This window comes from Acidovorax cavernicola, assembly GCF_003581445.1.
Genome location: NZ_QXMN01000016.1, coordinates 21,739 through 46,895 on the forward strand (window position 1 = coordinate 21,739; position 25,157 = coordinate 46,895).

Here is a 25,157-nt window from a genome sequence, read left to right on the forward strand (position 1 = left end):
GGTGCGCCGGGGCTGCTCTAAAATGAGAACCATTCTTATTAATGTCTTGCCCCGTGCCGCCGCTGCGGGCAGAGGACACCCTTGGCGTTCACCGAAGTCGCACCCTCTCAGCCCGTCGAAGTCCTGTACAGCGACCACCATGGTTGGCTGCGCGGCTGGCTGCGCAAGCGGCTGGGCAACGCCTTCGACGCGGCGGACATTGCGCACGATACCTACCTGCGCATCCTGTCGTCCGGCCGGGTGCCTGCGCCGGACGAGTCGCGCCGTCACCTCACGCAGATCGCCAACGGCCTGGTGATCGACCTGTACCGGCGCCGCCAGATCGAGGCGGCGTACCTGGAGGCGATTGCGCTGCGGCCCGAGGCGCTGGCGCCGTCTGAAGAAGAGCGCGCGCTGGCGCTCGAGGCGCTGCTCGAACTCGACACCATCCTGCAGGGCCTGCCGGCCAAGGCGCGCACCGCCTTGCTGCTGTGCCGGCTCGACGGGCTCAGCTACCGCGAGATCGCACAGGAACTCGGCGTGAGCGTGTCCTCGGTCGAGAAGTACATCGCGGCCGGCCTGCAGGCCTGCTACCAGGTGATGCACGGATGAGTGCCGTCGCCCAACCCTCGGACGCCAGCCCCATCGACCCCGCCGTCGTGCAGCGCGCGGCGCAGTGGATGGCGCGGCTGTGGTCGGGCGAGGCGAGCGAGCAGGACCGGGCGGCCTGCGAGCGCTGGCGCGCGCAGCATCCCGACCACGAGCGCGCCTGGCGCCGCCTGCAGGGTTTCGACGACAAGCTGCATGGCGCGGTGCCGCGCGATGTGGCGAGCCACGCGCTGCGCGCGGCACCGCGCCGTGCACAGGCCTCGCGCCGTCGCGCGCTGCAGCTGTTGGGTCTGACCGTGGCCGTCGGCGGCCTGGCCGCGGCCGTGCGCCGCACCGACGGCTGGCAGCTGGTGGCGTCCGACATCGGCACCCGCACCGGCGAGATCCGCGAGATCACGTTGCCCGACGGTACGCGGGTGGTGCTGTCCACCGCCACGGCCATCGATGTGCGCTTCGATGCGCGCGAGCGCCGCATCGTGCTGCGTGCCGGCGAGATCCTGGTGACGAGCGCACCCGATCCGGCCACCACGCACCGTCCGCTGCGCGTGCAAAGCCGCGAAGGCACCGTGGAGGCGCTGGGCACCCGCTTCACCGTGCGGCAGGACGAGGCCTCGTCGCGCGTGGCCGTGTTCGAGGGCGCGATCGACGTGCGCCCCGTGCGTGCCGCGACCGACAGCGTGCGTGTCGACGCCGGGCAGCGCACCGTCTTCTTCGCCGACAGCGCACAGCCGCCCGAGGCCGCGCTCGACAGCGCGACCGCCTGGACGCGCGGCGTGCTGGTGGCCGAGGCCATGCGCGTGGACGAGTTCGTCGCCGAGCTGGCGCGCTTCCGGCCGGGCCTGCTGCGCTGCGCGCCCGAAGTGGCTGCGCTGCGCGTGACCGGCGTCTTCTCGCTGCACGACACCGACCGCGCGCTGCAGAACCTGGCGTCCGCGCTGCCGGTGTCGCTGGCCTACCGCACCCGCTACTGGGTGACGGTGCAGGCCCGGTGATGGCGCCGATGGCGTTCATCACGCCGACGTTACAAATTTCTTTCGCCATGGCTTGAGGTTTCGGCGCGCTCGTCCGGGAGACAGGGGAGTGCATCGAAATCTTCCGAACTGAAAGGACTCCCGCCATGGCGACCCGCCTCCCGCAGCGCCCCGCTGCCACCCGCCGCCTGCCGCCCCCGCGCCGCGGCCTCGCGGCCTTCGCGACCCACCGCATCGCCGCTTCGGCGCGGGCCGCCCTGGTGATGGGCCTGGCGCTCGGCGCGGCCGGTGCCCTGGTGTCGCCCGCGCAAGCCCAGCCGGCGGCGCGTCCGGTCGCCGACGGCGCGCGCAACTTCAGCATTCCGGCCGGTCCGCTCGACCGCGCGCTCGGCGGCTTCGCCAGCGCCGCGGGTATCGAGCTGTCGGTCGATGCGAGCCTGCTGCAGGGGCGCAGCACGACGGGCCTGGCCGGCAGCTTCACCGTGGGCGACGGCTTTGCCGAACTGCTGCGCGGCCACGGCCTGCAGGCGGTGCGCCAGCCCAACGGCAGCTACACGCTGGGCCGCTCGCCCGTGCCCGCGGCGGGTTCGGCGTCGGCATCGCCGAACGCGACCGCCGGCGGCACCGTGCTGCCGGTGGTGACGGTGCAGGCCGCCGGGCCGCAGGAAACCGCGACCGGCCCGGTGCAGGGCTACGTCGCCAAGCGCAGCGCCAGCGCCACCAAGACCGACACCTCGCTGCTGGAGACGCCGCAGCTCATCAACGTGGTCACGCGCGCGCAGATGGACGACCAGGGCGCGCGCACCGTGGCGGAGGCGCTGCGCTACACGGCGGGCGTGCTGGCCGAGCCGAACGGCTTCGACGTGCGCTACGACTGGAACTACATCCGCGGCTACAACACCTTCGGCACCCAGTGGCTCGACGGCCTGCCGATGCCGGGCGACCCGTCGAGCTACGCGGTGCCGCGCATCCCGGCCTACGGGCTGGAGCGGGTCGAGGTCATCAAGGGCCCGGCGTCGGTGCTGTACGGCAAGTCGATTCCCGGCGGCCTGCTCAACCAGGTGTCCAAGCGCCCGCAGGCGGAAGCGCACCGCGAGGTGCAGGTGACGGCCACGAACTTCGGCGGCGCCCAGGTGGCGACCGACCTCACGGGCCCGATCGACAAGGACGGCCAGTGGCTCTACCGGCTGGTGGCGCTGCGGCGCGACGCGCACACGCAGGTCGACCACGAGCGCGACACCCAGACCATGATCGCGCCCAGCTTCACGTGGCGTCCGTCGGTCGCCACCTCGCTCACGCTGCAGATGCACTACCAGAAGGACGATCCGCGGATGAGCCCGCGCTTCTATCCGGTGATCGGCTCGCACACGCCCAGCAAGCTCTTCGGCTACATCCCGCGCAGCCTCTACCTCGGCGAGCCGTCCACCGACAGTTTCAACCGCACGTACAAGTCGATCGGCTACGCGTTCGAGCACCGCTTCAACGACACCTTCGCCGTGCGCCAGAACCTGCGCTACGGTCACGCCGAGCAGGACATGTTCCTGGTGCGCGTGCACCCGTTCAACGCCTACCGGCCCGACGGCCACACGATGAACCGCGTTTCGGCCATCTCGGACGACGACATCCGCTCGCTGTCGGTCGACACGCAGGTCGAGGCCAAGGTGCGCACCGGCCCGCTCGAGCACACGCTGCTGGCCGGAGTGGACCACCTGCGCGGGAAGATCTCGTTCAACTTCGCCAACAGCGCGGTGGGCGTGCCGTCGCTGGACGTGCTGAACCCGGTGTACGGCCTGCCCGTCACGCGGCCGACCGCCTACACCACCTCGAACCTGCAGCAGCTGCAGCAGACCGGCCTGTACCTGCAGGACCAGATCCGCTGGGGCCGCGCCATTGCCACGCTGGGCCTGCGCCACGACCGCTCGTCCATCGACACCACCAACCGCACGCTGGCCTCGCGCCCCACGGTGGCCACCGACGACTCGGCCACCACGGGCCGCGCCGGCCTCACCTACGTGTTCGACAACGGCATCGCGCCCTATGCGAGCTACTCGACCTCGTTCCTGCCGACCAGCGGCGTGGACCGGCTCAACCGGCCGTTCCAGGCGCAGAAGGGGCGGCAGTTCGAGGTCGGCGTGAAGTACGAACCCCTGGGCGGCTGGGGCTTCATGACGGCCTCGCTGTTCCGCAACGAGCTGGAGAACGGCCTCACGCCCGACGGGCTCAACGCGCAGTACTCGGTGCAGACGGGCCGCCAGCGCCTGCGCGGGCTCGAGCTGGAAGCCAAGGCCGACCTCACGTCGCGCCTGAGCCTCATCGCCGCCTACTCGTACACCGATTCGGAAGTGCGCGCCAGCAACGACCGCGTCGCGCTGGGCCAGGACATGCTGCGCACGCCGCGGCACCAGGCCTCGGCCTGGATGGACTACCGCTTCGAGAGCGTGCCCGGCCTGCAGGCGGGCATCGGCGCGCGCTACATGTCGGCCTACGACACGGCGCCCACGTATGACCCGGCGCTGCGCATTCCGTCGCTGTTCCTGTGGGACCTCGGCGCCTCGTACGACCTGGGCATGCTCAGCGAGACCCTCAAGGGCGCGCGGCTGCGCCTGACCATCGCCAACGTGTCCGACAAGCGCTATGTTTCGCACTGCCTGATGAGCAACGGCTCGCCCTGCAACTACGGCGCGCGCCGCACCGCCACCGCCACGCTGTCCTACGCCTGGTGATGGGGGTGCTGCTGTCGAGCCTGGGCACCGCGCTCGGGGCGCTGTGCGTGTACCGCGCCGCGCCGCACCAGCGCCTCGGGGCCCTGCTGCGCAGGCCCTGGCGGCTGCGCGGCGCGGGCCTTGCATTGATGCTGGCAGGCGTCGTGGGCCTGTGCCGCGCGCTGCATCCGGCGGCCGGTTTCTTCACCGCGCTCACGCTCGTCATGTGTGTGTGGATCGCGCTGCCGTACCTCACGGCCGGGCGACCGATGCCGACGGAGGATGCCGATGGCGCGCAGTGACGCCCGCACCCGCACCACGTGGCTTTCGCTGAGCCTGGCCGGCACGCTGCTGGGCTTCGGCCTGGCGATCGCGCTGTCGGGCCTGTTCGCGTGGCTGGGGCCTGGCGGCATGGCGCCGCTCAACAAGTACCAGTTCAACATGTGGATCGTGCCGCCGCTGTGGCTCGCCGCGTGCGCGGCGGTGTTCATGGCGCGTTCTGCGTGGCGGGCCTGGGCCTGGCTGGGCGCGGCGAACGTGCTGGCGTATGCGGCCTTGTTCGCGGTTCGACAAGGGCAGGGCTGAGCGATGCGCGCCGACACCCTTCGCACCTACAAGACGCTCCACACCTGGACCGGCATCGTCGCCGGGCTGGCGCTCTTCATCGCCTTCTACGCTGGGGCGCTCACGATGTTCAAGGCGCCGCTCGCGCGCTGGGCGACGCCGCCTGTTGCGCATGCCGGCGGCGCATCGTCATCGCCCGCGCAGGCCGACGCGCTCATCGCGCAGCTGCTGGCCGCGCGGCCCGATGCGCGCGCCGACTTCACCCTGCACCTGGATGACGCAGCCGGCGGGCCGCGCATCGTGTGGAAGCCGCGCGGACAGGCCACCGAGTGGAAGGCCACGCTCGCCGGCGACGGCACGCTGCAGGTCGGTGCGGCCGACCCTTCGGGGCTGGGCGCCTTCATCGATGTCATCCACCGCACGGCGGGCCTGCCGGTCGACCTGGAAACGGGCACGCTGGTGATGGCGCTCGTCAGCGCGCTCTACGCGCTGGCCATCGTCTCGGGCGTGGTCGTGCTGCTGCCCACGCTGGTGAAGGACTTCTTCGCGCTGCGCATCGGGCGCAACCTCAAGCGCATGTGGCTCGACGCGCACAACGTCGTGGGCATCGTCAGCCTGCCGTTCCACCTCGTCATGGCACTGAGCGCGATGGTGTTCGGCTTGCACGACCTGGTCTACGACGCGCAGAAGGCCGTGGTCTACGGCGAGCCGCGCTTCGAGCGCATCTGGAAGGAGAGCGGTCCCTTCGCGGCCGTGCGCCCCGACCCGGCGTCCGCCGCGCTCTTGCCGCTGCAGGCGCTCGACGCCCGCGTGCGCGAGCAGGTGCCCGGCTTCGCACCGCACACGCTGCGCTTTCGCGGCGCGGGCACGGCCGGTGCCGCGGCGTGGATCACCGGCGACATGCCCTGCTGCATGACCCGCACGGCGCAGGGTTCGCCCGTGCTGGTCAGCGCGGTCGACGGGCGGCTGCTGCACACCGAGTACCTGGCCGGCCAACAGTCGGGCTGGATGGCGTCGGTGTCGGCCTTCTTCGCGCTGCACTTCGGCACCTACGGCGGCGAGACGGTGCGCTGGGGCTACTTCTTCCTCGGCCTGGCGGGCGCCTTCCTCTTCTACTCGGGCAACCTGCTGTGGATCGAGTCGCGCCGCAAGGCGGCACGCGGCGGCAACGGCCCGGTGGTGCAGCGGCGCGCGACGGAGCGCATGGCGGCGGGCACGGTCGGCGTCGCGCTGGGGTGCGTGGCTGGCCTGTCGGCGACGGTGGCTGCGGAGAAGTGGTGGCCCGGCGCGGGGGAGGGGGCATGGCGCGAAGGCCTCTACGCCGTCGTGTTCCTCGCCAGCGTCGGCTGGGCCTTCGCGCGCGGCGCGGGGCGTGGTGCGGTCGAGCTGCTCTGGTTCAGTGTGGCGGCCACGCTCGCGATTCCGGCCAGCGGCCTGCTGGGCTGGGCCTGGCCCGCGTCGGGGCTGTGGTTGCGCATGGATGCGCTCGGGGTCGAAGCCGTCGCACTCGCGGGTGCGGTGGCCTTCGCCTGCATGGCGCGGCGCACCGCACGCCGCGTGATGCAGGGGCCGGCCGACAGCGTGTGGGCGCGGGCGCGATGAAGATTCGCAGCCTGCGCGATCTCACAACTGGTCGGTCGGCACGAACCACGAGAACAGCAGCAGCTGCAATCGCGTGAGCATGCTGGAGTCGGGCTCGCTGTCGAGCACCTCGTTGTGCTCATCGCCGGTGCCGATCCATTGCACGTTTTGGCCGTCGGGCTTGAGCACGACGCGGTACACGCCTTCCATGTCGTCCAGCTGGTAGGCGAAGAGCAGCGCCTGCGTGAGCTCGAAGCTGCGCACGCGCACGCCGAACTCGGTGTTCAGCAGGGCCGAGCGCGGGTCGAGGTTCATCGAGCCGAGCAGCACCCACTGGCGGTCCACCAGCGCCAGCTTGGCATGCAGGCGCCCGCGTGCCTTCTTGAGCAGCGTGCGGAACTGGCCGCTGCGCTTGAGCTGCTGCGTGCTGACCTCGTACAGGTTCACGCCCAGCTTGAGCATGTCGACGCGGTAGCGGTTGTAGTTGATGTTGACCAGCGGCTCGTCGCTGTCGGCCAGCGAGTTGGTGACGACGGTGATGCTCAGGCCGTGGTCGCGGCCCATGCGGATGCGCTCCATGCCCTCGTCGCCGGGAATGAAGTAGGGCGAGATCACCACCACGTTCGATTTCGCGGCGCCCAGCATCTCGTGGAAGCGCTGCGCCAGCGACTCCTGCGGGCGGGCCATCGTGCCCAGGGCCTTGTTCGGGCTGTCGGCGGTGGCGGTGGCCTCGGCGCGGATCCAGCGCGTCTCGCCCATGTTCGCGAGCTGCGCGCCCAGCGGCAGGTCGCCCAGCAGATCGGTGGCAGGCAGCGGATCGGGCGGCGGTGCAAAGGCGGGCGAGGTCGCGGCGTCAAAGGCGGCCTTCAGCTCGTCGGATGTGAGCGGCGTGCCGGCCATGCGCTGCAGCGGGTAGACCACGTCGCTGTTCCAGTAGGTGTCGAAGATCCCGGCCGACTGCGGCACCACCGGGCCGGCCAGCAGCAGTTCGAAGTCGATGAAGTTGGCGCTGTCGCTGCGCAGGAAATACTCGTCCGCGAGATTGCGCCCGCCCGCGATGGCCATGGCGCCGTCGGCGATGAAGAGCTTGTTGTGCATGCGGTGGTTGAGCCGCCGGAAATCGCCGAAGAACTCCAGCCAGCGCATCGACGAATGGTCGCGCGCGTTCACGAAGGGGTTGAACAGCCGCACCTGGGCGTTCGGCTCGGCGGCCAGCCCGAGCAGCAGTCGGTCCATGCCGGCGGTGTAGAAGTCGTCGAGCAGCAGGCGCACACGCACGCCGCGCCGGGCGGCGTCACGCAATTCGCGCAGCAGCAGCCGGCCGGTCTTGTCGTTGCCCAACTGGTAGGTCTGCACGTCGAGCGAAGCCTGGGCGCGCCGGATGAGCTCCAGCCGCGCGTCGAGCGCGAACGAGGCCTCGATCAGCGGACGCATGCTCGAGAGCCCGTCGGGCGGCGAATCGAGGCTGACGGCCGCGCGGCCCAGTTCGGTGGTGGAGGCCGCGGGAATGGCGACTGTGGGCGGCGCATCGGGCTGGCGCGGCGGCAGTCCGGCGCAGCCGGTGAGCACCCCCATGGCCAGCACCAGCGCCGGGCCACGCAGCGTGGAAAACAACGAGGCGAGAAGCTTGAGCATGGGGCCTGTCAGCGCACGCAACGGCGTGCGGGCGGGATCGTAGCCCGTCCCGCGCCAGCGACCGAGGCGGTTTTGCAACGCTGCGACGACCCATTCTGGAAAACCCGTGGAGTGAGACATTCTTGACAATAGAATGCGAATTGTTATCAATAGTGTTCATCGATCCATAAAAACATGACAAGAATCTTGGCGCGGCGCAGGGCCGCTTCGGTACTGGTGGGCTGCCTGGCGATCTACGCGCAGCAGCACGTTCTGGCGCAAACGAGCGGCACGGGCTCGTTGCCCGAAGTGCGCGTGGATGCGAACGCCGAAGCCGAAACCGCCACCTCGCCAGTGATCGGCTACCGCGCGAAGAATGCCGTCACCGCCACCAAGACCGACACGCCGCTGTCGGAAACACCGCAGTCCGTCACCGTGGTCACGCGCGACCAGATGGTCGACCAGGGCGCCACCAATTTGCAGGACGCGCTCAACTATGCGGCGGGTGTGCGTTCCGATGCCTATGGCCTGGATTCGCGGACCGATTCGATCCGCGTTCGCGGCGCCTACCCCGACATCTACCTCGATGGCCTGCGCCAGGCCTACGGCTACTACACCAGCACCACGCGCACCGAGCCCTACACGCTGGAGCGCCTCGAAGTGCTGCGCGGCCCTTCGGGCATGCTGTTCGGCGCGGGCACGGCGGCGGGCGTGATCAACATGGTCAGCAAGCGGCCATTGCAGGAGGCCCAGCGCGAAGTGGGCGTGCAGTTCGGCAGCTTCGGCCGCAAGCAGGTGCAGGCCGACCTCACCGGCCCGCTGAACGCCGACGGCTCGCTGTCGTACCGGCTGATCGCGCTGCAGCGCAAGTCGGACACGCAGGTTGATCACGTGCCCGACGACCGCAGCGTGATCGCGCCGTCGCTCACCTGGCGGCCCAACGCGGCGACCTCTCTGACGCTGCAGGGCCTGTGGCAGAAGGACAAGAGCGGCAGCAGCTCGCAGTTCCTGCCGTGGGAAGGCACGCTGCTGCCGGCGCCGTTCGGCCGCGTGCCGGCCAGCCGCTTCATCGGCGAGCCGAGTGACTACTACGACAGCGAGCGCAAGACCTTCGGCTGGCAGTTCGAGCACAAGTTCAACGACAGCTGGACCGTGCGCCAGAACTTCCGCTACGCGAAGAACGAAAACGACAACCGCTACCACTACGGCGGCGCATTCAGCGGCTTCGACAGCTGGTCGACCGACCCCATCTTCAAGCGCGTGCTGGCCCGCTACTACGACAGCCAGCTGACCCGCAACCGCACACAGACGCTCGACAACCATGTCGAAGGCCACTTCCAGACCGGCGCGCTCAAGCACACGCTGCTGGTCGGCGCGGACTTCGCGCGCCAGCGCGAGAACGTCTGGGGCGGCACCACTGCCGACACCATCGACGTCTATGCGCCGATGTACGGCCACCTCGACGAACCCGAGCGCGTGGCGCGCCCGCGCACCCGCCAACGCCAGACCGGGGTGTACCTGCAGGATCAGATCAAGCTCGACAACTGGATCTTCGTGGCCGGCTTGCGCCACGACCGGGCCGTGTCCAGCGCCGCCGGCAGCGACGAGGAAAAGAGCAGCGCCACCACCAAGCGCCTGGGCGTGATGTACGCCCATCCGTCGGGCTGGTCGCCGTACCTGAGCTACAGCGAGTCGTTCACGCCGCAGTCGCCGCGCCAAGGTCGCGTCTTCTCGCCGCTGCGTGGCGAGCAGTGGGAAGCGGGCGTCAAGTACGAGCCCAAGGACCGTGCCCTGGCCTTCAGCGCCGCGGTGTACGACCTGCGCGAGAAGAACCAGATCGTCGAGGAACGGCCGGGTGAGTTCTCGCAGCGCGGCCTGACCAAGACCAAGGGCGTGGAGCTGGAAGCCAAGGGCTCGGTGGGGGCCAACCTCGACCTGATCGCCCACTACAACTACACGGACGCCGACGCGCAGATCGAGGGCCTGCCCAAGCACCAGGCCAGCTTCTGGGCGAAGTACAAGTTCTCGGTCGCCGGCATGAACGGCTTCTCGGCCGGCGCCGGCGTGCGCGTGATGAGCTCGTTCCGCGACACGCAGTTCGGCGTGGGCCCGCGCGTCCCGGGCGTGGCGCTGGCCGACCTGGTGTTCGCCTACGATACGGCGCAGTGGCGCTATGCGCTCAACATCAACAACGTGACGGACAAGGTGTACTTCAGCACCTGCCTGTCGCGCGGTGACTGCTGGTACGGTTCGCGCCGCAACATCGTGGCGAGCGCCACCTACCGCTTCTAGCCTTTTTCCACCCAACGACGCACGACGACATGGACAGCCGAAAGATCAAGACCTGGGCCTGGGTGCACAAGTGGAGCAGCCTTGTCTGCACGGTGTTCATGCTGCTGCTGTGCATCACCGGGCTGCCGCTGATCTTCCATCACGAGATCGGCCACCTGCTGGGCACCGAGGTCGAGGCGCCGAAGATGCCGGCCAACACGCCGCGCATCAGCCTGGACAAGGTGGTCGAGATCGGCCGCGCCAAGCACCCCGATCGCGTGGTGCAGTTCGTCTCGCAGCCCGAGGACGACGACGGCCTGTGGTTCGTCACGCTCACGCCCACGCCCGAACCCACCGAGGACTTCAAGTCGGTGGCGGTCGATGCGCGCACCGGCGTCGTGCTGGCGCAACCGGAGTTCAGCCAGGGCTTCATGTACATCATGTTCAAGCTGCACGTCGACCTGTTCGCAGGGCTGCCGGGCAAGCTATTCCTGGGCTTCATGGGCCTGCTGCTGCTGGTGGCCATCGTCTCGGGCGTGGTGCTGTATTCGCCGTTCATGCGCAAGCTCGATTTCGGCACCGTGCGGCGCGAGAAGCGCCCACGCCTGAAGTGGCTCGACCTGCACAACCTGCTGGGCATCGTCACGCTGGTGTGGCTGTTCGTGGTGGGCTCCACCGGCATGATCAACACGTGGGCCGACCTGATCATCAAGTACTGGCAGTACGACCAGCTCAGCACGCTGCTCGCGCCCTACAAGAACGAACCGGTGGTGCCGGTGAACGAGCGCGGCTCGCTGCAGCGCTCAATGGAAGGGGCGATGCAGAAGGCGCCGGGCATGAAGCTGTCGTTCATCGCCTTCCCCGGTACCTCGTTCTCGAGCCCGCACCACACGACCTTCTTCCTGCGCGGCAGCGAGCCCTTCACGTCGAAGCTGCTGCAGCCGGTGCTGGTCGATGCCAAGACGGCGGAGGTCACGGCAGCGCCGAAGATGCCGTGGTACCTCACGGGCCTGCTGGTGTCGCAGCCGCTGCACTTCGGCGACTACGGCGGCATGCCGATGCAGATCCTGTGGGCGCTGCTCGACATCGCGACCATCATCGTGCTGGGCAGCGGGTTGTACCTGTGGCTCAAGCGCGGCAAGACGGTGCCGGCCAAGGCGGCCGCGAGCGCCGCGCCCGGCACGGAGCGCGCGCCACCGACGGCATCGGGCACGCAGCCCGACCCGGCACCAGCCATGAAGGTGCAGGCATGACGACGCACCACAAGACGCCATCGCACCAGTCCTTCTGGCGTATGTGGGGCTGGCCCATCGTGCTGGGCGTGCTGACCACGGTCGGCCTCATCACCGCGCTGTTCAGCGACGGCGGCATCGGCGACATGGTGGCCTGGGTGGGCCTGGGCATTCCGGTGATCGTGTGCGCCTGGTTCGGCTGGCGCCGGTCGCCGCGCACGGGTTCGCGCTAGGCGAAACAGGCAGGGCACCGACGCAGAATCGGTGCCGATGAATGCCGCACTCTCTTACCCGCTTCGCCTGCTGATCCTGGGCGTTCCGCTGGCCGTGCAAGGCCAGCCCGCAGCGTCGCCCGACGGCACGCTGCGCGAAGTCACCGTCTCCACGCCGCGCGGCGCGTTGTCTCCCTATCTCGTGCCCGGCTCGGTCGACCGCGTCGACGGCGACGAGATGCGCGACAGCCGCCTGCAGGTCAACCTGTCCGAAAGCTTGGGCGCCGTGCCGGGCCTGCAGGTGCAGAACCGCATGAACTACGCGCAGGACCTGCAGCTGTCGGTGCGCGGCTTCGGTGCGCGCTCCACCTTCGGCGTGCGCGGCGTGCGCCTGTACGTCGACGGCATTCCGGCCACCTTGCCCGACGGGCAGGGGCAGACCTCGAACATCGACATCGGCTCGGTCGACCGTGTCGAGGTGCTGCGCGGGCCGTTCTCGGCGCTGTACGGCAATTCGTCGGGCGGCGTGGTGCAGGCGTTCACAGCCTCGGGGGAGGGCGCGCCGCGGTTGTCCTATTCAGTGGCGGGCGGCAGCTTCGGCAGCTGGCGCCAGTCGCTGCAGCTCAGCGGTTCGCAGGGCGCAATCGACTACCTGCTCGGCGCGAGCCACTTTCGCACCGACGGCTGGCGCGAGCAGAGCGCCGCGCGGCGCAACATTGCGAACGGCAAGCTGGGCATCGCGCTGGACAACGGCGACAAGCTGACGCTGGTGCTCAACAGCGTGCGCATCGAGGCGCAAGACCCGCTGGGGCTGACGGCCGAACAGGTCGCGCAGGCACCGCGCAAGGCGCCGCTCGCGCTGCAGTACGACACGCGCAAGACCGTCGAGCAGACACAGGTCGGCCTGCGCTACGAGCGGCGCCTCAATGCCGAGCAGTCCCTGCAGTTCATGGTCTACGGCGGCGAGCGCAAGACCGTGCAGTTCCAGTCGATCCCGCCGTCGGCGCAGCAGAGCCCGTTGCATGCGGGTGGCGTGATCGACCTCACGCGCCAGTACGGCGGTGTCGACCTGCGCTGGACCGCCGCGCTGCAGCTGGCCGACCGGCCGTTCGACCTCGTGGCAGGCTTGGGCTACGACAGCCTGCGCGAGCGCCGCCGCGGCTACGAGAACTACCAGGGCGCCGCGGCGACACCCTTGCTGGGCGTGCAGGGGCGGCTGCGCCGCAACGAGCGCAACGAGGTCTGGAACCTCGACCCGTACGCGCAGGCGGCCTGGCGCTTTGCCGAGCGCTGGACGCTCGAGGCCGGCGTGCGCCGCAGCCGTGTGCACTTCGATTCGCACGATCTCTACATCGGTGGCGCCAACCGCGACGACAGCGGCAGCGCGAGCTACAGCAAGACCTTGCCCGTGGCGTCGCTGCGCTACCAGGCCACGCCCGATCTCGCGCTGTACGGCTCGGTCGGGCGTGGGTTCGAGACGCCGACGCTCAACGAGCTGTCGTACCGCCCCGGTGGCGCCAGCGGGCTCAACTTCGGGTTGCGGCCTTCGGTGAACGACAGTCTCGAGGTGGGCGCGAAGGCGCGGCTGGGCGGTGGGCTGCTGACCGCGGCGCTGTTCCATACCCGTACGCGCGACGAGATCGTGACGGCCACCAACAGCGGCGGTCGCGCCACCTTCCAGAACGCCGGGCGCACGCGTCGCAACGGCTTCGAGCTGGGCTGGCAGCACGAAACGGCCAACCACTGGCGCACGCAGCTCGCCTACACCTGGCTCGACGCCACGTACCGCGATGCGTTCTGCTCGCCATCGCCTTGCGCGGGCAGCAACGCGGTGAACGCGGGCAACCGCATCCCGGGGATCGCGCGGCAGTCGCTGTTCGCCTCGCTGGGCTGGGTGCCGCCGCAGGGCTGGCGTGCTGGCGTCGAGATGCGCGCACTGAGCCGCATCCAGGCCAATGACCTGAACACCGCGAGCGCGCACGGCTACGCCGTGGCGGCGCTGTACGCCGGCTATCTGCAGAAGTGGGAGCGTTGGGATTTCAGCGCTTTTGCGCGCGTCGACAACCTGTTCGACCGGCGCTACGTGGGCTCGGTCATCGTCAACGAAGGCAATGCGCGCTTCTACGAGCCGGCGCCGGGCCGCAACTGGACCGTGGGCCTGAGCGGCGCGTACCGCTTCTGAACATGCCATGAAAAAGGCCCGCCGCCCCGAGGGGACGGCGGGCCTTTTGGCGTCAGGCGTTCGCGGGGGCTTACTTGAGGCCGGCCGCGGCGCGCAGTGCAGCGGCTTGCGTCGTGGCTTCCCAGGTGAACTCGGGCTCTTCGCGGCCGAAGTGGCCGTAGGCGGCGGTCTTCTGGTAGATCGGGCGCAGCAGGTCGAGCATCTGGATGATGCCCTTCGGGCGCAGGTCGAAGTGCTCGCGCACGAGTTCGGCGATCTTCTCGTCGGGGATCACGCCCGTGCCTTCGGTGTAGACCGTGATGTTCATCGGCTGGGCCACGCCGATCGCGTAGGCGACCTGGATCTGGCACTGGCGCGCCAGGCCGGCGGCCACGATGTTCTTGGCCACGTAGCGCGCGGCGTAGGCGGCCGAGCGGTCGACCTTCGACGGGTCCTTGCCCGAGAACGCGCCGCCGCCGTGCGGGCAGGCGCCGCCGTAGGTGTCGACGATGATCTTGCGGCCAGTGAGGCCGCAGTCGCCCTGCGGGCCGCCGATGACGAAGCGGCCGGTCGGATTGATCAGGTAGCGCGTGTTCTGCAGCCATTCCTTGGGCAGCACGGGCTTGATGATCTCTTCGATGATGGCTTCGTTGAACGAGGCCTTCATCTTGGTGGGCGTCTCGCTCTGGTCGGGGCTGTGCTGGGTGGAGAGCACCACGGTGTCGATGCTGTGGGGCTTGCCGTCCACGTAGCGCATCGTGACCTGGCTCTTGGCGTCGGGGCGCAGGAAGGGCAGGCGGCCGTCCTTGCGCAGCTGGGCCTGGCGCTCGACGAGGCGGTGCGCGTAGTAGATCGGCGCGGGCATCAGCTCGGGCGTTTCGTCGCAGGCGTAGCCGAACATCAGGCCCTGGTCGCCGGCGCCGGTGTTCAGGTGATCGTCGCTCGCATGGTCGACGCCCTGGGCGATGTCGTTGGACTGCTTGTCGTAGCAGACCATCACGGCGCAACCCTTGTAGTCGATGCCGTACTCGGTGTTGTCGTAGCCGATGCGCTTGATGGTGTCGCGCGCGACCTGGATGTAGTCGACGTGCGCGTTGGTCGTGATCTCGCCGGCGAGCACCACGAGGCCGGTGTTGGTCAGCGTTTCGGCGGCGACGCGGCTGCGGGGGTCCTGCTCGAAGATCGCATCGAGGATCGCGTCCGAGATCTGGTCCGCGACCTTGTCGGGATGGCCTTCGGAGACCGATTCGGAGGTAAAGAGAAAGTCGTTCGCCACTGTGTGCACTCCTTGAAGTTCAATTGGCGCGTTGCCAACTCTGCGGAGCCCTGGCGAACGCTTTAGCAGATGTCGACGAATCGACGGGACACAATCGCCTTCGCGCTTGTGGGTGTCGCCCTGCAAGTTGTTCCGTAACTCGGCGACAATTTGCATTCTATTCGAGCCGCGCAATACCATGCGCGCGCCTGCGCCTTTTGACGCCTCCCTGACCCTCCCCCTCCCCCTCCCGTTCAATGATCACCCTGTTCCGCCTGCTTGCCCGCGTGCCGATGCCATTGATGCATCGGCTCGGCGCCTTGCTGGGATGGCTGGTCTGGTGGTGCGCGCCGGACTATCGCCGCCGCTTCAAGGCCAACGCCGAGAGCGCGGGCTTCTCGCCCGCGCAGTACCGTCCCGCCATCGCCGCCGCCGGCCACATGGCCTCCGAGCTGCCCTGGCTGTGGCTGCGCCCGCAGGGCGAGAGCGTGCTGACGCGCGTGGTGCGCTGGGAAGGCGTCGAGGCCTTCGAGGCCGCCATGCGCGCGAAGAAGGGCGTGATCCTCGTGGCGCCGCACCTGGGCAGCTGGGAGATGTGCGGCCAGGCCATCGGCGAGCGCTTCGTCGAGTCCTTCGGTCCGATCACCGCGCTGTTCCGTCCGGCGCGCAAGAAATGGATGGCCGACCTGATCGCCGCGGGCTCGCGCGACCGGCCCGGCCTGCAGACCCTGCCGACCAACAACACCGGCGTGCGCGGCCTGATCCGCACGCTGCGCAGCGGCGGCTACACCGGCATCCTGCCCGACCAGGTGCCGCCGCTGGGGCAGGGCGTGTGGGCGCCTTTCCTCGGCCGCCCCGCGTACACCATGACCCTGCTTCCCCGCCTTGCCCAACAGACTGGCGCCGCCTGCTTCCTCAGCGTGTGCGAGCGTCTGCCGCGCGGCGCGGGCTACGTGATCCGCTTCGAGCCGATCGTCGGCACCGCGCTCACCGACCCCGAGGCCTCCATCGAGGACGCCGCCGCCGCCATGAACGACGGCATCGGCCGCCTGATCCACAGCCTGCCCGGCCAGTACGTCTGGGACTACGCCCGCTACAAGGAGCCGCGCGGCGAACCGGCCGTGGTGGCCAGTGCTGCTGGAGGGGCCGCGCCATGAGTCTCGGTTCCCGACTCGGCATCGGCTTCATGCGCACGATCGCGCCGCTGCCGCTGCCCTTCGTGCGCGGCTTTGGCGCCTTTCTCGGCCGCATCCTGCACAGCATCGCGGTGCCGCGCCGCCGCGTGGTCGACCGCAACCTCGAGGTCTGCTTTCCCCACAAGTCCGAGGCCGAGCGCCGCGCCATCGCGCGCGAGACCTTCGTTTTCGTGGCGCAGTCGTGGCTGGACCGCAGCTGGCTCTGGCATGCGCCCGAAAAGGTGGTGAAGAGCCGGCTCACGATCGTCGGTTCTGCGTCGGAGATCCGCGAGATCGCCGAGGGTGACGCGCCGATGATCCTGTTCGCGCCGCACTTCTACGGCCTGGACGCCGCGGCCACCGCGCTCACCATGCACACGCCGCGCCCGTCGGCCACGATCTACACGACCCAGCGCGACCCGATGGTCGACGCCTGGATCCGCGAAGGCCGCACCCGTTTCGGCGACGTGGCGGCGCTCAATCGGGTCGACGGCATCAAGCCCGTCCTCTCGGGGCTGCGCAAGGGCGGCCTGCTATACCTGCTGCCCGACATGGACTTCGGGCGCGACCAGACCATCTTCGTGCCCTTCTACGGCGTGCCGGCGGCCACCGTGCCCTCGCTCTCGCGCTTCGCGCGGCTGGGCAAGGCCAAGGTGGTGCCGGTGGTGGCCAAGCTCACGCCCGGCGGCTACGAGATCCAGGTGCTGTCGGCGTGGCAGAACTTCCCGACCGACGACGTCGAGGCCGACACGGCGCTGATGAACGAGCGCCTGCAGGGCTACATCGACACGATGCCGTCCCAGTACTACTGGGTGCATCGTCGGTTCAAGACGCGCCCGGAAGGCGACCCTCCAATCTACTGATTGCGCTGAAGGAATCCCTCGATCTCGCGAGCGACCAGCTGCGGCTGCTCGTGCACGATCCAGTGGGTGGCGTTCGGCACCTTTTTCACCACGAGGTCGGGCACGTAGTCTTCCAGCCCTTCGAGCAGGCCCGGCAGCAACGCCGCGTCGTCGAGCGCCCAGAACACGAAGGTCGGCACGTTCACCGTGAGGCGTTCGCGCGGCAGCACCGGAATGCTGTCGATCGTCCCGCCTGGCAGCGGCGGCTTCATCGGCGTCACGCGGTACAGGTTGCAGGCGCCCGTGAGGCCTGCGCTCCAGACCTCGCGGTACTGCTGCTTCACCTCTTCGGTGAGCCAGCCGAAGCCGTCCGGGCCGGCCTTCATCAGCAGGAAGAAGGGCCACATGCGCTTGAAGTCGTCGGCCGCGAGCAGTGCTTCGGCGTCGGGGCGCGCCAGGAAGTTCATGTAGGCACTGGCCTGCTGCTGCGCCGCGCTGTTGCGCAGCTCGCGCGTGAAGGTGCCCGGGTGCGGCGAATTGATGATGACCAGCTTGCCGACCTGCTGCGGGAAGGCGTTGGCGTACCCCCAGGCGAAGGCGCCGCCCCAGTCGTGCGCGACCAGCGCGGCCATCGTGCCGTCGGCGCTCTCGGTGGCGACGAGCTGCTGGATGTCCTGGATCAGCAGGTGGGCCTTGTAGTCGGCCACTTCCTTGGGCGCGCTGGACTTCTCGAAGCCGCGCAGGTTGGGCGCCACGCAGCGGTAGCCGCCGTGGGCGGGGTCGGAGAAGTAGGCGAGCAGCTCGTCCCAGATGAACGCGGCCTCGGGAAAGCCGTGCAGGAACACCATCAGCGGCTGGCCCGGCTTGCCGGCGGCGCGGCAGCTCAGGGTGGTGCCGTTGGGCAGGCTGCGTTGGAAGGTCTCGATCATGCTTCGTGTCTCCTTGGGTTGACTGTCGCTATTCTTTTGATAGTGAACTTCGCAGGCGAGGCGCTCGATGCAGCCGGTTCCTCTAGCGCATCAGGCGTCTTCGGCCGGAGGCGGCACGGGCGTCGGTGCCGCGGCGTCGTCGGGATGGACCCAGCGCCACAGCAGTTCGGCCGCCTCGCCGACCCCTTGCTTCTTCAGGGCCGAGAACAGTTTGACCTCGCCGCCGCCGGCGTTCAGTCGCGTAATCGACAGCACCTTGGCGGCTTCGTTGCGCGTGAGCTTGTCGGACTTGGTCAGCAGCACGAGGAATTTCAGGCCCTGCTCGACGCGCGGACGGATCACGTCGAGCAGGATTTCGTCCAGCTCGGTCAGGCCGTGGCGCGGATCGCACATCAGGACAACCCCGCGCAGACTTTCGCGCGTCATGAGGTAGTTGCCCATCACGCGCTGCCAGCGCAGCTTGGCTTCCCTCGGCACGGCCGCGTAGCCGTAGCCGGGCAGGTCGGCCAGCACGGCGTCGTCGACCTTCTGCTTGCCGATGCCGAACAGGTTGATGTGCTGCGTGCGACCCGGCGTCTTCGAGGCGAAAGCCAGGCGTGTCTGCTGAGTGAGGGTGTTGATGGCGGTCGATTTGCCGGCGTTCGAACGGCCGACAAAAGCGATCTCGGGCAGGTCGACCGGGGGCAGGTGTTCCAGCTGCGGCGCGCTGGTCAGGAAGTGGGCGGTGTGCAGCCAACCGAGGGCCACGCGCTCGCGTTCGGCGACCTGCGGGTCCACGGCAGGGGCCGCGCGGGGAGGATAAGCGGCGGACTTGGCGCGCGGGGAGGTCATCAATGGGCTTTCGGAACGGGGCGCCATTGTAGAATCGCGGGGTTTTGCGCCATAAATTCGAAGCCCCCGATATGAAGTTGTTTGCCAATATTCTGCTTGCAGCCCTCATGGGCGTCGCAGCCAGCGCGAGTTTTGCAGCCGATGAGCATGCGGCCGCACCTGCCGCAGTGGCGGCCAAGCCCAAGCCGGACCCCGCCAAGGGCGACACGCTGTTCAATGCCACCCCGGCGAACAGCCAGAGCTGCGCCTCCTGCCACAACGCGGACGGCAACTCGGCCATCGCAGCCAACCCCAAGCTGGCGCAACAACACCCCGAATACATCCTCAAGCAGCTCGAAGACTTCAAGTCCGGCAAGCGCAAGAGCGCCATCATGAAGCCGCTGGCATCGGCGCTGTCGGAAGAAGACATGCGCAACATCGCCTGGTTCGTCGGCTCCAAGAAGATCAAGCCGGGCTTCTCGAAAGAGAAGGACACGGTCGCCCTCGGCGAAAAGATCTACCGCGGCGGCATCGGCGATCGCCAGATCCCGGCCTGCGCCGGCTGCCACAGCCCGAACGGTGCCGGCCTGCCGGCCCAGTACCCGCGCCTGGGCGGCCAGCACGCCGACTACACGGTGGCCCAGCTCGTGGCCTTCCGCGACAACGTCCGCCTGAACAGCTCGCCGATGAACGGCGTGGCCGCCAAGCTCAACGACCGCGAAATCAAGGCAGTCGCCGACTACATCGCCGGCCTGCGCTGATTGCCGCCGTCGCGCTTTCCAGCGTGAACTAACCGCCGATAACAATCCCAAACAAAGGGCGGGCCGATCCAGCAGGATGGCCCGCCCTTTTGCTTTTTCCTCCCTTTCCCTGGTTCCCTTCCGATGACCGTTTCCACCCATGGCCTTCGCGTACATCGCGGCCCGCAGCTGCTTCGCGCCGCGGTGGAAATGCTGTCGTCGATGCGCTTCGCGATCGCGCTGCTCACGGTCATCTGCATCGCCTCGATCATCGGCACCGTGCTCAAGCAGCATGAGCCGATCAACAACTACATCAACCAGTTCGGCCCCTTCTGGGCGGAGCTGTTCCGCACGGCGCGGCTCGACTCGGTCTACAGCGCCTGGTGGTTCATGCTCATCCTGCTGTTCCTGGTGATCAGCACCACGCTGTGCGTCGTGCGCAACACGCCGCGTATCCTGGTCGACCTGCGCACCTTCAAGGAAGACATCCGCGCCCAGAGCCTGAAGGCCTTCGGCCAGCGCGCCGAGAATCGCCTGGCGGAAACACCAGACATGGCGGCCAACCGCATCGGGCAACTGCTGGTCAGCGGCGGCTGGAAGGTCAAGCTGCAGCAGCGCAACGCCAGCGCCGACGGCAAGGCCGCGGCGGGCTGGATGGTCGCGGCGCGCGCCGGTGGCGCGCACAAGCTGGGCTACATCGCGGCCCACAGCGCCATCGTGCTGGTGTGCATCGGCGGCCTGCTCGACGGCGACCTCGTGGTGCGCGCCCAGACCTGGTTCAACGGCAAGAGCGTGTTCACGGGCGGCGGCATGATCGCCGACGTGGCACCCGAGCACCGGCTGTCCGCCGCCAACCCGACCTTCCGCGGCAACATCCTGGTGCCCGAGGGCGGGCAGGGCAACGTGGCCATCCTGAACCAGGCCGACGGCGTGCTGCTGCAGGAGCTGCCGTTCACCATCGAGCTGAAGAAGTTCATCGTCGACTACTACTCGACCGGCATGCCCAAGCTGTTCGCCAGCGAGGTGGTGCTGCACGACCGCGAGAGCGGCGAGCAGGTGCCCGCGCGCATCGAGGTGAACCACCCGGCCAGCTACAAGGGCGTGGAGATCTACCAGTCGAGCTTCGACGACGGCGGCTCCAAGGTGAAGCTCAAGGCGGTGCCGATGGCGGCGGCGGCCAAGCCCTTCGAAGTCGAGGGCATCATCGGCGGCCCGAGCACCGAGATCACCAACGGCAAGGACAAGCTCACGCTCGAGTACGCCGCGCTGCGCGTGATCAACGTCGAGAACTTCGCCGACGGCGGCGCCATGGGCAGCGGCGCCGACGTGCGCAAGGTCGACCTGCGCCACGGCATCGAGTCGCGCCTGGGCGCGGCCAACAAGACCAACAAGCCCAAGGTGCTGCGCAACATCGGTCCGAGCATCGGCTACAAGCTGCGCGACGCGGCCGGCCAGGCGCGCGAATACCAGAACTACATGGTGCCGGTCGACACCGGCGACGGCCAGCCGGTGTTCCTGCTGGGCATGCGCGAGAAGCCCGAGGAGCCGTTCCGCTACCTGCGCGTGCCCTCTGACGAGCAGGGCTCGATGGACGGCTTCGTGCGCATGCGTACCGCGCTGGGCGACCCCGCCACCCGCGAGCGCGCCATCGAACGCTACATCGCCAAGGCGACCGATCCGAAGCGTCCCGAAATGGCCGAGCAGCTGCGCGTGTCGGCGGCCCGCGCGCTGGCACTGTTCTCGGGCGCCGAGCGCGCCAAGGCCGACGCCTCGTCGCAGGGCGGCTGGCAGGCGATTGCCGAATTCATGGAAGCCAACGTGCCCGAGGCCGAGCGCGAGCGCGCCGGCACCGTGCTGGTGCGCATCCTCAACGACGTGCTGTTCGAAGTGCTCAACCTGAGCCGCGAAGGCGCCGGCCTGGCCGCGCTGCCGAACGACGAGAAATCGCAGGGCTACCTGACGCAGGCCGTGCTGGCCCTGAGCGACGCGCACTTCTACCCGGCGCCGGTCGCGATGATGATGACCGACTTCACCCAGGTGCAGGCCAGCGTCTTCCAGGTGGCGCGCGCCCCTGGCAAGAACATCGTCTATCTGGGGTGTCTGTTGCTGATCATCGGGATTTTTGCCATGCTGTACGTGCGCGAGCGCCGGCTGTGGGTGTGGTTGACACCCGGTGGCGGCGCTCCTGGAGACAACGACGGCCGCGAAACGGCCGCCACGATGGCGTTCTCGGTCAACCGCAAGACCCTGGACAGCGATCGCGAATTCGAGCATCTCAAGCAGAAGCTGCTCGCCCTGAAGAAAGAAGAACCGGCGTCACCATGAACACCACGACCCTCACGCTCCACGAAAGCTGGTTTTCCCGCCGCAACCTGTTCGACTGGGTGTTCGCGGCGCTGGTGCTGGCCGGCGGCGCGTTCGCCTTCATGCGCCATGCCGCCTCGATGGACAGCTACGAAAAGCCGATCCTGGTGGCCGCGCTGATCTCGATCATCGCCATCTGCTGGTTCTGGCGCCCGCTGCGGGTGCTGGCGCTGGTGGTGGCCGCGGCCTCGCTGCTGGCCATCAGTTCCTACCAGGGCGACCTGGCGCGCGCCGACTCGGTGTTCTGGCTCAAGTACTTCCTGTCGAGCCAGTCGGCCATCCTCTGGATGAGCGTGCTGTTTTTCATGAGCACGCTGTTCTACTGGATCGGCTTCTTCGCCGGCAAGCAGCAGGCCGACACCTTCGACCTGATCGGCTCCCGGCTGGCCTGGGCGGCCGTGACCATGGCGCTGATCGGCACGATGGTGCGCTGGTACGAAAGCCACCAGCTCGGCCCGGACATCGGCCACATCCCGGTGAGCAACCTGTACGAAGTGTTCGTGCTGTTCTGCTGGATGACGGCGGCGTTCTACCTGTACTTCGAAGAGCGCTACAACACGCGCGCGCTCGGCGCCTTCGTGATGCTGGTGGTGAGCGCCGCGGTCGGCTTCCTGCTCTGGTACACGATCGTGCGCGAGGCGCACGAGATCCAGCCGCTGGTGCCGGCGCTGCAGAGCTGGTGGATGAAGCTGCACGTGCCCGCCAATTTCATCGGCTACGGCACCTTCGCACTGGCGGCCATGGTGGCCTTCGCCTACCTCATCAAGGAGCAGGCCACCGAGACCCGCTGGTACAAGCTCACGCCGATCTGGCTGCTGGGCGCGGCGCTGTGCTTCGTGCCGGTGGCGTTCCGCCAGCGCGTGCAGGAAGCGGGCGGCAGCTACTGGGTGGTCTACGCGGGCATCTCGGCGCTGATCGCGGCGGGCATCCTGCTGGGCCGCAAGCGCATCGCGGCGCGCCTGCCGGCCAACGAGGTGCTCGACGACGTCATGTACAAGTCGATCACCGTCGGCTTTGCCTTCTTCACCATCGCGACCGTGCTCGGCGCCCTGTGGGCGGCCGACGCCTGGGGTGGCTACTGGAGCTGGGACCCGAAGGAAACCTGGGCGCTGATCGTCTGGCTCAACTATGCGGCCTGGCTGCACATGCGCCTCGTGAAGGGCCTGCGCGGCACCGTGGCGGCCTGGTGGGCGCTGGTGGGCCTGGCCGTGACCACCTTCGCCTTCCTCGGCGTGAACATGTTCCTGAGCGGCCTGCACAGTTACGGCACGCTCTAGCAGCAGGCACCGCGTCTTTCGCGAAGAATTGAAACCACGCGCCGCGATGGCGCGTAACCGAACCGGGGTATGCCACGAACTACCCGGAGAAGGTGTGAACGAAGCCGCCATGGATTCATCCACATCTTCTGAGCTCCACGATTCACGCGAAAGGCCTGTCATGTCGTTCCATTCCCGTTCGCAGCGTCGCGACACCAGCGGCTTCACCCATTCCCTGTCGAGCGAGATCACACCGCGCGCCGCCTACGAAGGCCGGCGCGACCTGCTGAAGCTGATGGCCGGCGGCGCCGCGGGCGCGGCGCTCGCCAGCTTCGCCGGGCGCGAGGCCTTCGCCCAGGCCACCGGCCCGCACAAGCTGGCGCTGCTGCCGGGCGCCAGGTCGGCCGTGCCGGGCGCGCAGACCATGGAAAAGCTCACCGACTACAAGGACGCGTCGAGCTACAACAACTACTACGAGTTCGGCGTCGACAAGGGCGACCCCGTGAAGAACGCCGGCACCCTCAAGACCCGGCCGTGGACCGTGGAGGTCGAGGGGCTGGTCAAGAAGCCGGGCAAGTACGGCATTGAAGACCTGCTCAAGCTCAGCGCGCAGGAAGAACGCATTTACCGCTTGCGCTGCGTCGAGGGCTGGTCGATGGTGATCCCGTGGGTCGGCTATTCGCTGGCCGAACTCATCAAGAAGGTCGAGCCGCAGGGCAACGCCAGGTTCATCGAGTTCGTGACGCTGGCCGATCCGAAGACCATGCCCTTCGTCGGCTCGCGCGTGCTCGACTGGCCCTACACTGAAGGCCTGCGCATGGACGAGGCGATGCATCCGCTCACGCTGCTGGCCTTCGGCATGTACGGCGAGGTGTTGCCGAACCAGAACGGCGCGCCGGTGCGGCTCGTGGTGCCATGGAAGTACGGCTTCAAGTCGGCCAAGTCGATCGTCAAGATCCGCTTCGTCGAAAAAGAGCCGAGCACCGCCTGGAACAAGGCGGCGGCGCAGGAGTACGGCTTCTATTCGAACGTGAACCCGAACGTCGACCATCCGCGCTGGAGCCAGGCGACCGAGCGCCGCATCGGCGACGGCGGCGGCCTGTTCGCGAAGCGGCGCAAGACCGAGATGTTCAACGGCTACGAGGCGCAGGTCGGCCAGCTCTACGCCGGCATGGACCTGAAGAAGAACTACTGATCCGGCGCCTCCGCCCGGTCGTTGCGCCATGCTGAACAAGCTGCTCATGCATCCGGCGACCAAGCCGGTCGTCTTCCTGCTGTGCCTGCTGCCGTTCGCGCGGCTGACCTATGGCGCGTTCACCGACGGGCTGGGCGCCAATCCGGCCGAGTTCCTGATCCGCGCGACGGGCGACTGGACCCTGCGCTTCCTGTGCATCGTGCTGGCCGTGACGCCGCTGCGCGTGATCGCCAAGCTCAACGCATTGGCGCGCCTGCGTCGCATGCTGGGCCTGTTCGCGTACTTCTACGTGGTGTTGCACCTGCTGTGCTACAGCTGGTTCGACATGGGCTTCGAGTGGGGCGAGATCGCCAAGGACATCGCGAAGCGACCGTTCATCCTGGTGGGGTTCTCGGCCTTCGTGCTGCTGACGCCGCTGGCCGCCACCTCATTCAACCGCGCGATCAAGGCCATGGGCGCCAGGCGCTGGCAGCTGCTGCACAAGCTGGTCTATGTGATCGCGGGGCTCGGGCTGCTGCACTTCTTCTGGATGCGCGCGGGCAAGAACAACTTCGCGGAAGTGTTCGTCTACGCGGCCATCATCGGCGTGCTGCTCGCCTGGCGGGTCTGGAATTTCGCGAGCAAGCGAAAGGCGAGGCCGGTGGCGGGCGTGGTGCGCAACAGCGAGAAGCCGCTGCGCACCAACGGATAGACGG

Annotated in this window: 21 protein-coding genes; 17 read left to right on the top strand and 4 right to left on the bottom strand. The window is 68.5% G+C overall.

The annotated features are described in order from the left end of the window. The first annotated feature begins 81 nt into the window (after positions 1-81). From D3H34_RS14495 to D3H34_RS14520, 6 genes are all read left to right on the top strand, one after another. On the top strand, positions 82-591 hold the full coding sequence (locus D3H34_RS14495) for a sigma-70 family RNA polymerase sigma factor (protein ID WP_119554211.1): 510 nt from the start codon (positions 82-84) through the stop codon (positions 589-591). Then, the gene (locus tag D3H34_RS14500) at positions 588-1,580 is read left to right on the top strand and encodes a FecR domain-containing protein (RefSeq protein ID WP_119554212.1); all 993 of its coding nucleotides are present in this window, start codon (positions 588-590) and stop codon (positions 1,578-1,580) included. Before D3H34_RS14495 ends, D3H34_RS14500 begins: the two co-directional genes overlap by 4 nt. 125 nt (positions 1,581-1,705) lie before the next feature. Continuing rightward, entirely contained in the window at positions 1,706-4,282 is a 2,577-nt protein-coding gene (locus D3H34_RS14505; protein ID WP_286185744.1) for a TonB-dependent siderophore receptor, read from the top strand. Continuing rightward, positions 4,279-4,563, top strand: coding sequence for a hypothetical protein (locus tag D3H34_RS14510; protein ID WP_434057690.1), 285 nt, complete (start codon positions 4,279-4,281; stop codon positions 4,561-4,563). The genes D3H34_RS14505 and D3H34_RS14510 overlap by 4 nt, the downstream gene beginning before the upstream one ends. After that, positions 4,550-4,846, top strand: coding sequence for a hypothetical protein (locus D3H34_RS14515; RefSeq protein ID WP_119554214.1), 297 nt, complete (start codon positions 4,550-4,552; stop codon positions 4,844-4,846). The genes D3H34_RS14510 and D3H34_RS14515 overlap by 14 nt, the downstream gene beginning before the upstream one ends. Before the next feature lie 3 nt (positions 4,847-4,849). Further along, positions 4,850-6,427: a PepSY-associated TM helix domain-containing protein gene (locus tag D3H34_RS14520; protein ID WP_119554215.1), complete on the top strand. Its 1,578-nt coding sequence runs from the start codon at positions 4,850-4,852 to the stop codon at positions 6,425-6,427. Between the two features lie 21 nt (positions 6,428-6,448). Here the strand turns inward: D3H34_RS14520 and D3H34_RS14525 are convergent, their stop codons facing one another. Continuing rightward, positions 6,449-8,041: a phospholipase D family protein gene (locus D3H34_RS14525; RefSeq protein ID WP_119554216.1), complete on the bottom strand. Its 1,593-nt coding sequence runs from the start codon at positions 8,039-8,041 to the stop codon at positions 6,449-6,451. Positions 8,042-8,215: 174 nt separating this feature from the next. On the opposite strand from D3H34_RS14525, the gene D3H34_RS14530 reads away from it, so the two are divergent. Genes D3H34_RS14530 through D3H34_RS14545 form a run of 4 tightly spaced genes read left to right on the top strand, consistent with a single transcriptional unit; the run spans position 8,216 to position 13,917 of the window. Continuing rightward, complete coding sequence (locus D3H34_RS14530) at positions 8,216-10,312, top strand: TonB-dependent siderophore receptor (protein ID WP_119554217.1); 2,097 nt, start codon at positions 8,216-8,218, stop codon at positions 10,310-10,312. A gap of 29 nt (positions 10,313-10,341) precedes the next feature. Then, positions 10,342-11,544, top strand: coding sequence for a PepSY-associated TM helix domain-containing protein (locus D3H34_RS14535; RefSeq protein ID WP_119554218.1), 1,203 nt, complete (start codon positions 10,342-10,344; stop codon positions 11,542-11,544). Next, on the top strand, positions 11,541-11,756 hold the full coding sequence (locus D3H34_RS14540) for a hypothetical protein (protein WP_119554219.1): 216 nt from the start codon (positions 11,541-11,543) through the stop codon (positions 11,754-11,756). The genes D3H34_RS14535 and D3H34_RS14540 overlap by 4 nt, the downstream gene beginning before the upstream one ends. A gap of 37 nt (positions 11,757-11,793) precedes the next feature. Beyond that, entirely contained in the window at positions 11,794-13,917 is a 2,124-nt protein-coding gene (locus D3H34_RS14545) for a TonB-dependent receptor (RefSeq protein ID WP_119554220.1), read from the top strand. Between the two features lie 70 nt (positions 13,918-13,987). Here the strand turns inward: D3H34_RS14545 and metK are convergent, their stop codons facing one another. Further along, positions 13,988-15,172, bottom strand: coding sequence for a methionine adenosyltransferase (metK, locus tag D3H34_RS14550; RefSeq protein ID WP_062471813.1), 1,185 nt, complete (start codon positions 15,170-15,172; stop codon positions 13,988-13,990). A 236-nt stretch (positions 15,173-15,408) separates the two neighbouring features. On the opposite strand from metK, the gene D3H34_RS14555 reads away from it, so the two are divergent. Together D3H34_RS14555 and D3H34_RS14560 are read left to right on the top strand one after the other, a co-directional pair. After that, entirely contained in the window at positions 15,409-16,308 is a 900-nt protein-coding gene (locus D3H34_RS14555; protein WP_119554221.1) for a lysophospholipid acyltransferase family protein, read from the top strand. Next, positions 16,305-17,189, top strand: a complete 885-nt coding sequence (locus tag D3H34_RS14560; RefSeq protein WP_119554222.1) for an LpxL/LpxP family acyltransferase — start codon at positions 16,305-16,307, stop codon at positions 17,187-17,189. The genes D3H34_RS14555 and D3H34_RS14560 overlap by 4 nt, the downstream gene beginning before the upstream one ends. Here the strand turns inward: D3H34_RS14560 and D3H34_RS14565 are convergent. After that, positions 17,183-18,097, bottom strand: coding sequence for an alpha/beta fold hydrolase (locus D3H34_RS14565; RefSeq protein WP_119554223.1), 915 nt, complete (start codon positions 18,095-18,097; stop codon positions 17,183-17,185). The genes D3H34_RS14560 and D3H34_RS14565 overlap by 7 nt on opposite strands. A 90-nt stretch (positions 18,098-18,187) precedes the next feature. Continuing rightward, complete coding sequence (gene yihA / locus D3H34_RS14570) at positions 18,188-18,928, bottom strand: ribosome biogenesis GTP-binding protein YihA/YsxC (protein ID WP_119554224.1); 741 nt, start codon at positions 18,926-18,928, stop codon at positions 18,188-18,190. Between the two features lie 71 nt (positions 18,929-18,999). On the opposite strand from yihA, the gene D3H34_RS14575 reads away from it, so the two are divergent. From D3H34_RS14575 to msrQ, 5 genes are all read left to right on the top strand, one after another. After that, positions 19,000-19,668 carry a c-type cytochrome gene (locus tag D3H34_RS14575; protein ID WP_119554225.1) on the top strand — a complete coding sequence of 223 codons (669 nt, stop codon included), beginning with the start codon at positions 19,000-19,002 and terminating at the stop codon, positions 19,666-19,668. 123 nt (positions 19,669-19,791) lie between these two features. Next, positions 19,792-21,972 (top strand): cytochrome c biogenesis protein ResB, encoded by a 2,181-nt coding sequence (locus tag D3H34_RS14580; protein WP_119554226.1) that lies wholly within the window; start codon positions 19,792-19,794, stop codon positions 21,970-21,972. After that, complete coding sequence (gene ccsB / locus D3H34_RS14585; RefSeq protein ID WP_119554227.1) at positions 21,969-23,288, top strand: c-type cytochrome biogenesis protein CcsB; 1,320 nt, start codon at positions 21,969-21,971, stop codon at positions 23,286-23,288. Before D3H34_RS14580 ends, ccsB begins: the two co-directional genes overlap by 4 nt. A 160-nt stretch (positions 23,289-23,448) precedes the next feature. Beyond that, positions 23,449-24,462 (top strand): protein-methionine-sulfoxide reductase catalytic subunit MsrP, encoded by a 1,014-nt coding sequence (gene msrP / locus D3H34_RS14590; protein WP_119554228.1) that lies wholly within the window; start codon positions 23,449-23,451, stop codon positions 24,460-24,462. Between the two features lie 31 nt (positions 24,463-24,493). Beyond that, positions 24,494-25,153 (top strand): protein-methionine-sulfoxide reductase heme-binding subunit MsrQ, encoded by a 660-nt coding sequence (msrQ, locus tag D3H34_RS14595; RefSeq protein ID WP_119554305.1) that lies wholly within the window; start codon positions 24,494-24,496, stop codon positions 25,151-25,153. The last annotated feature ends 4 nt before the right edge of the window (positions 25,154-25,157 follow it).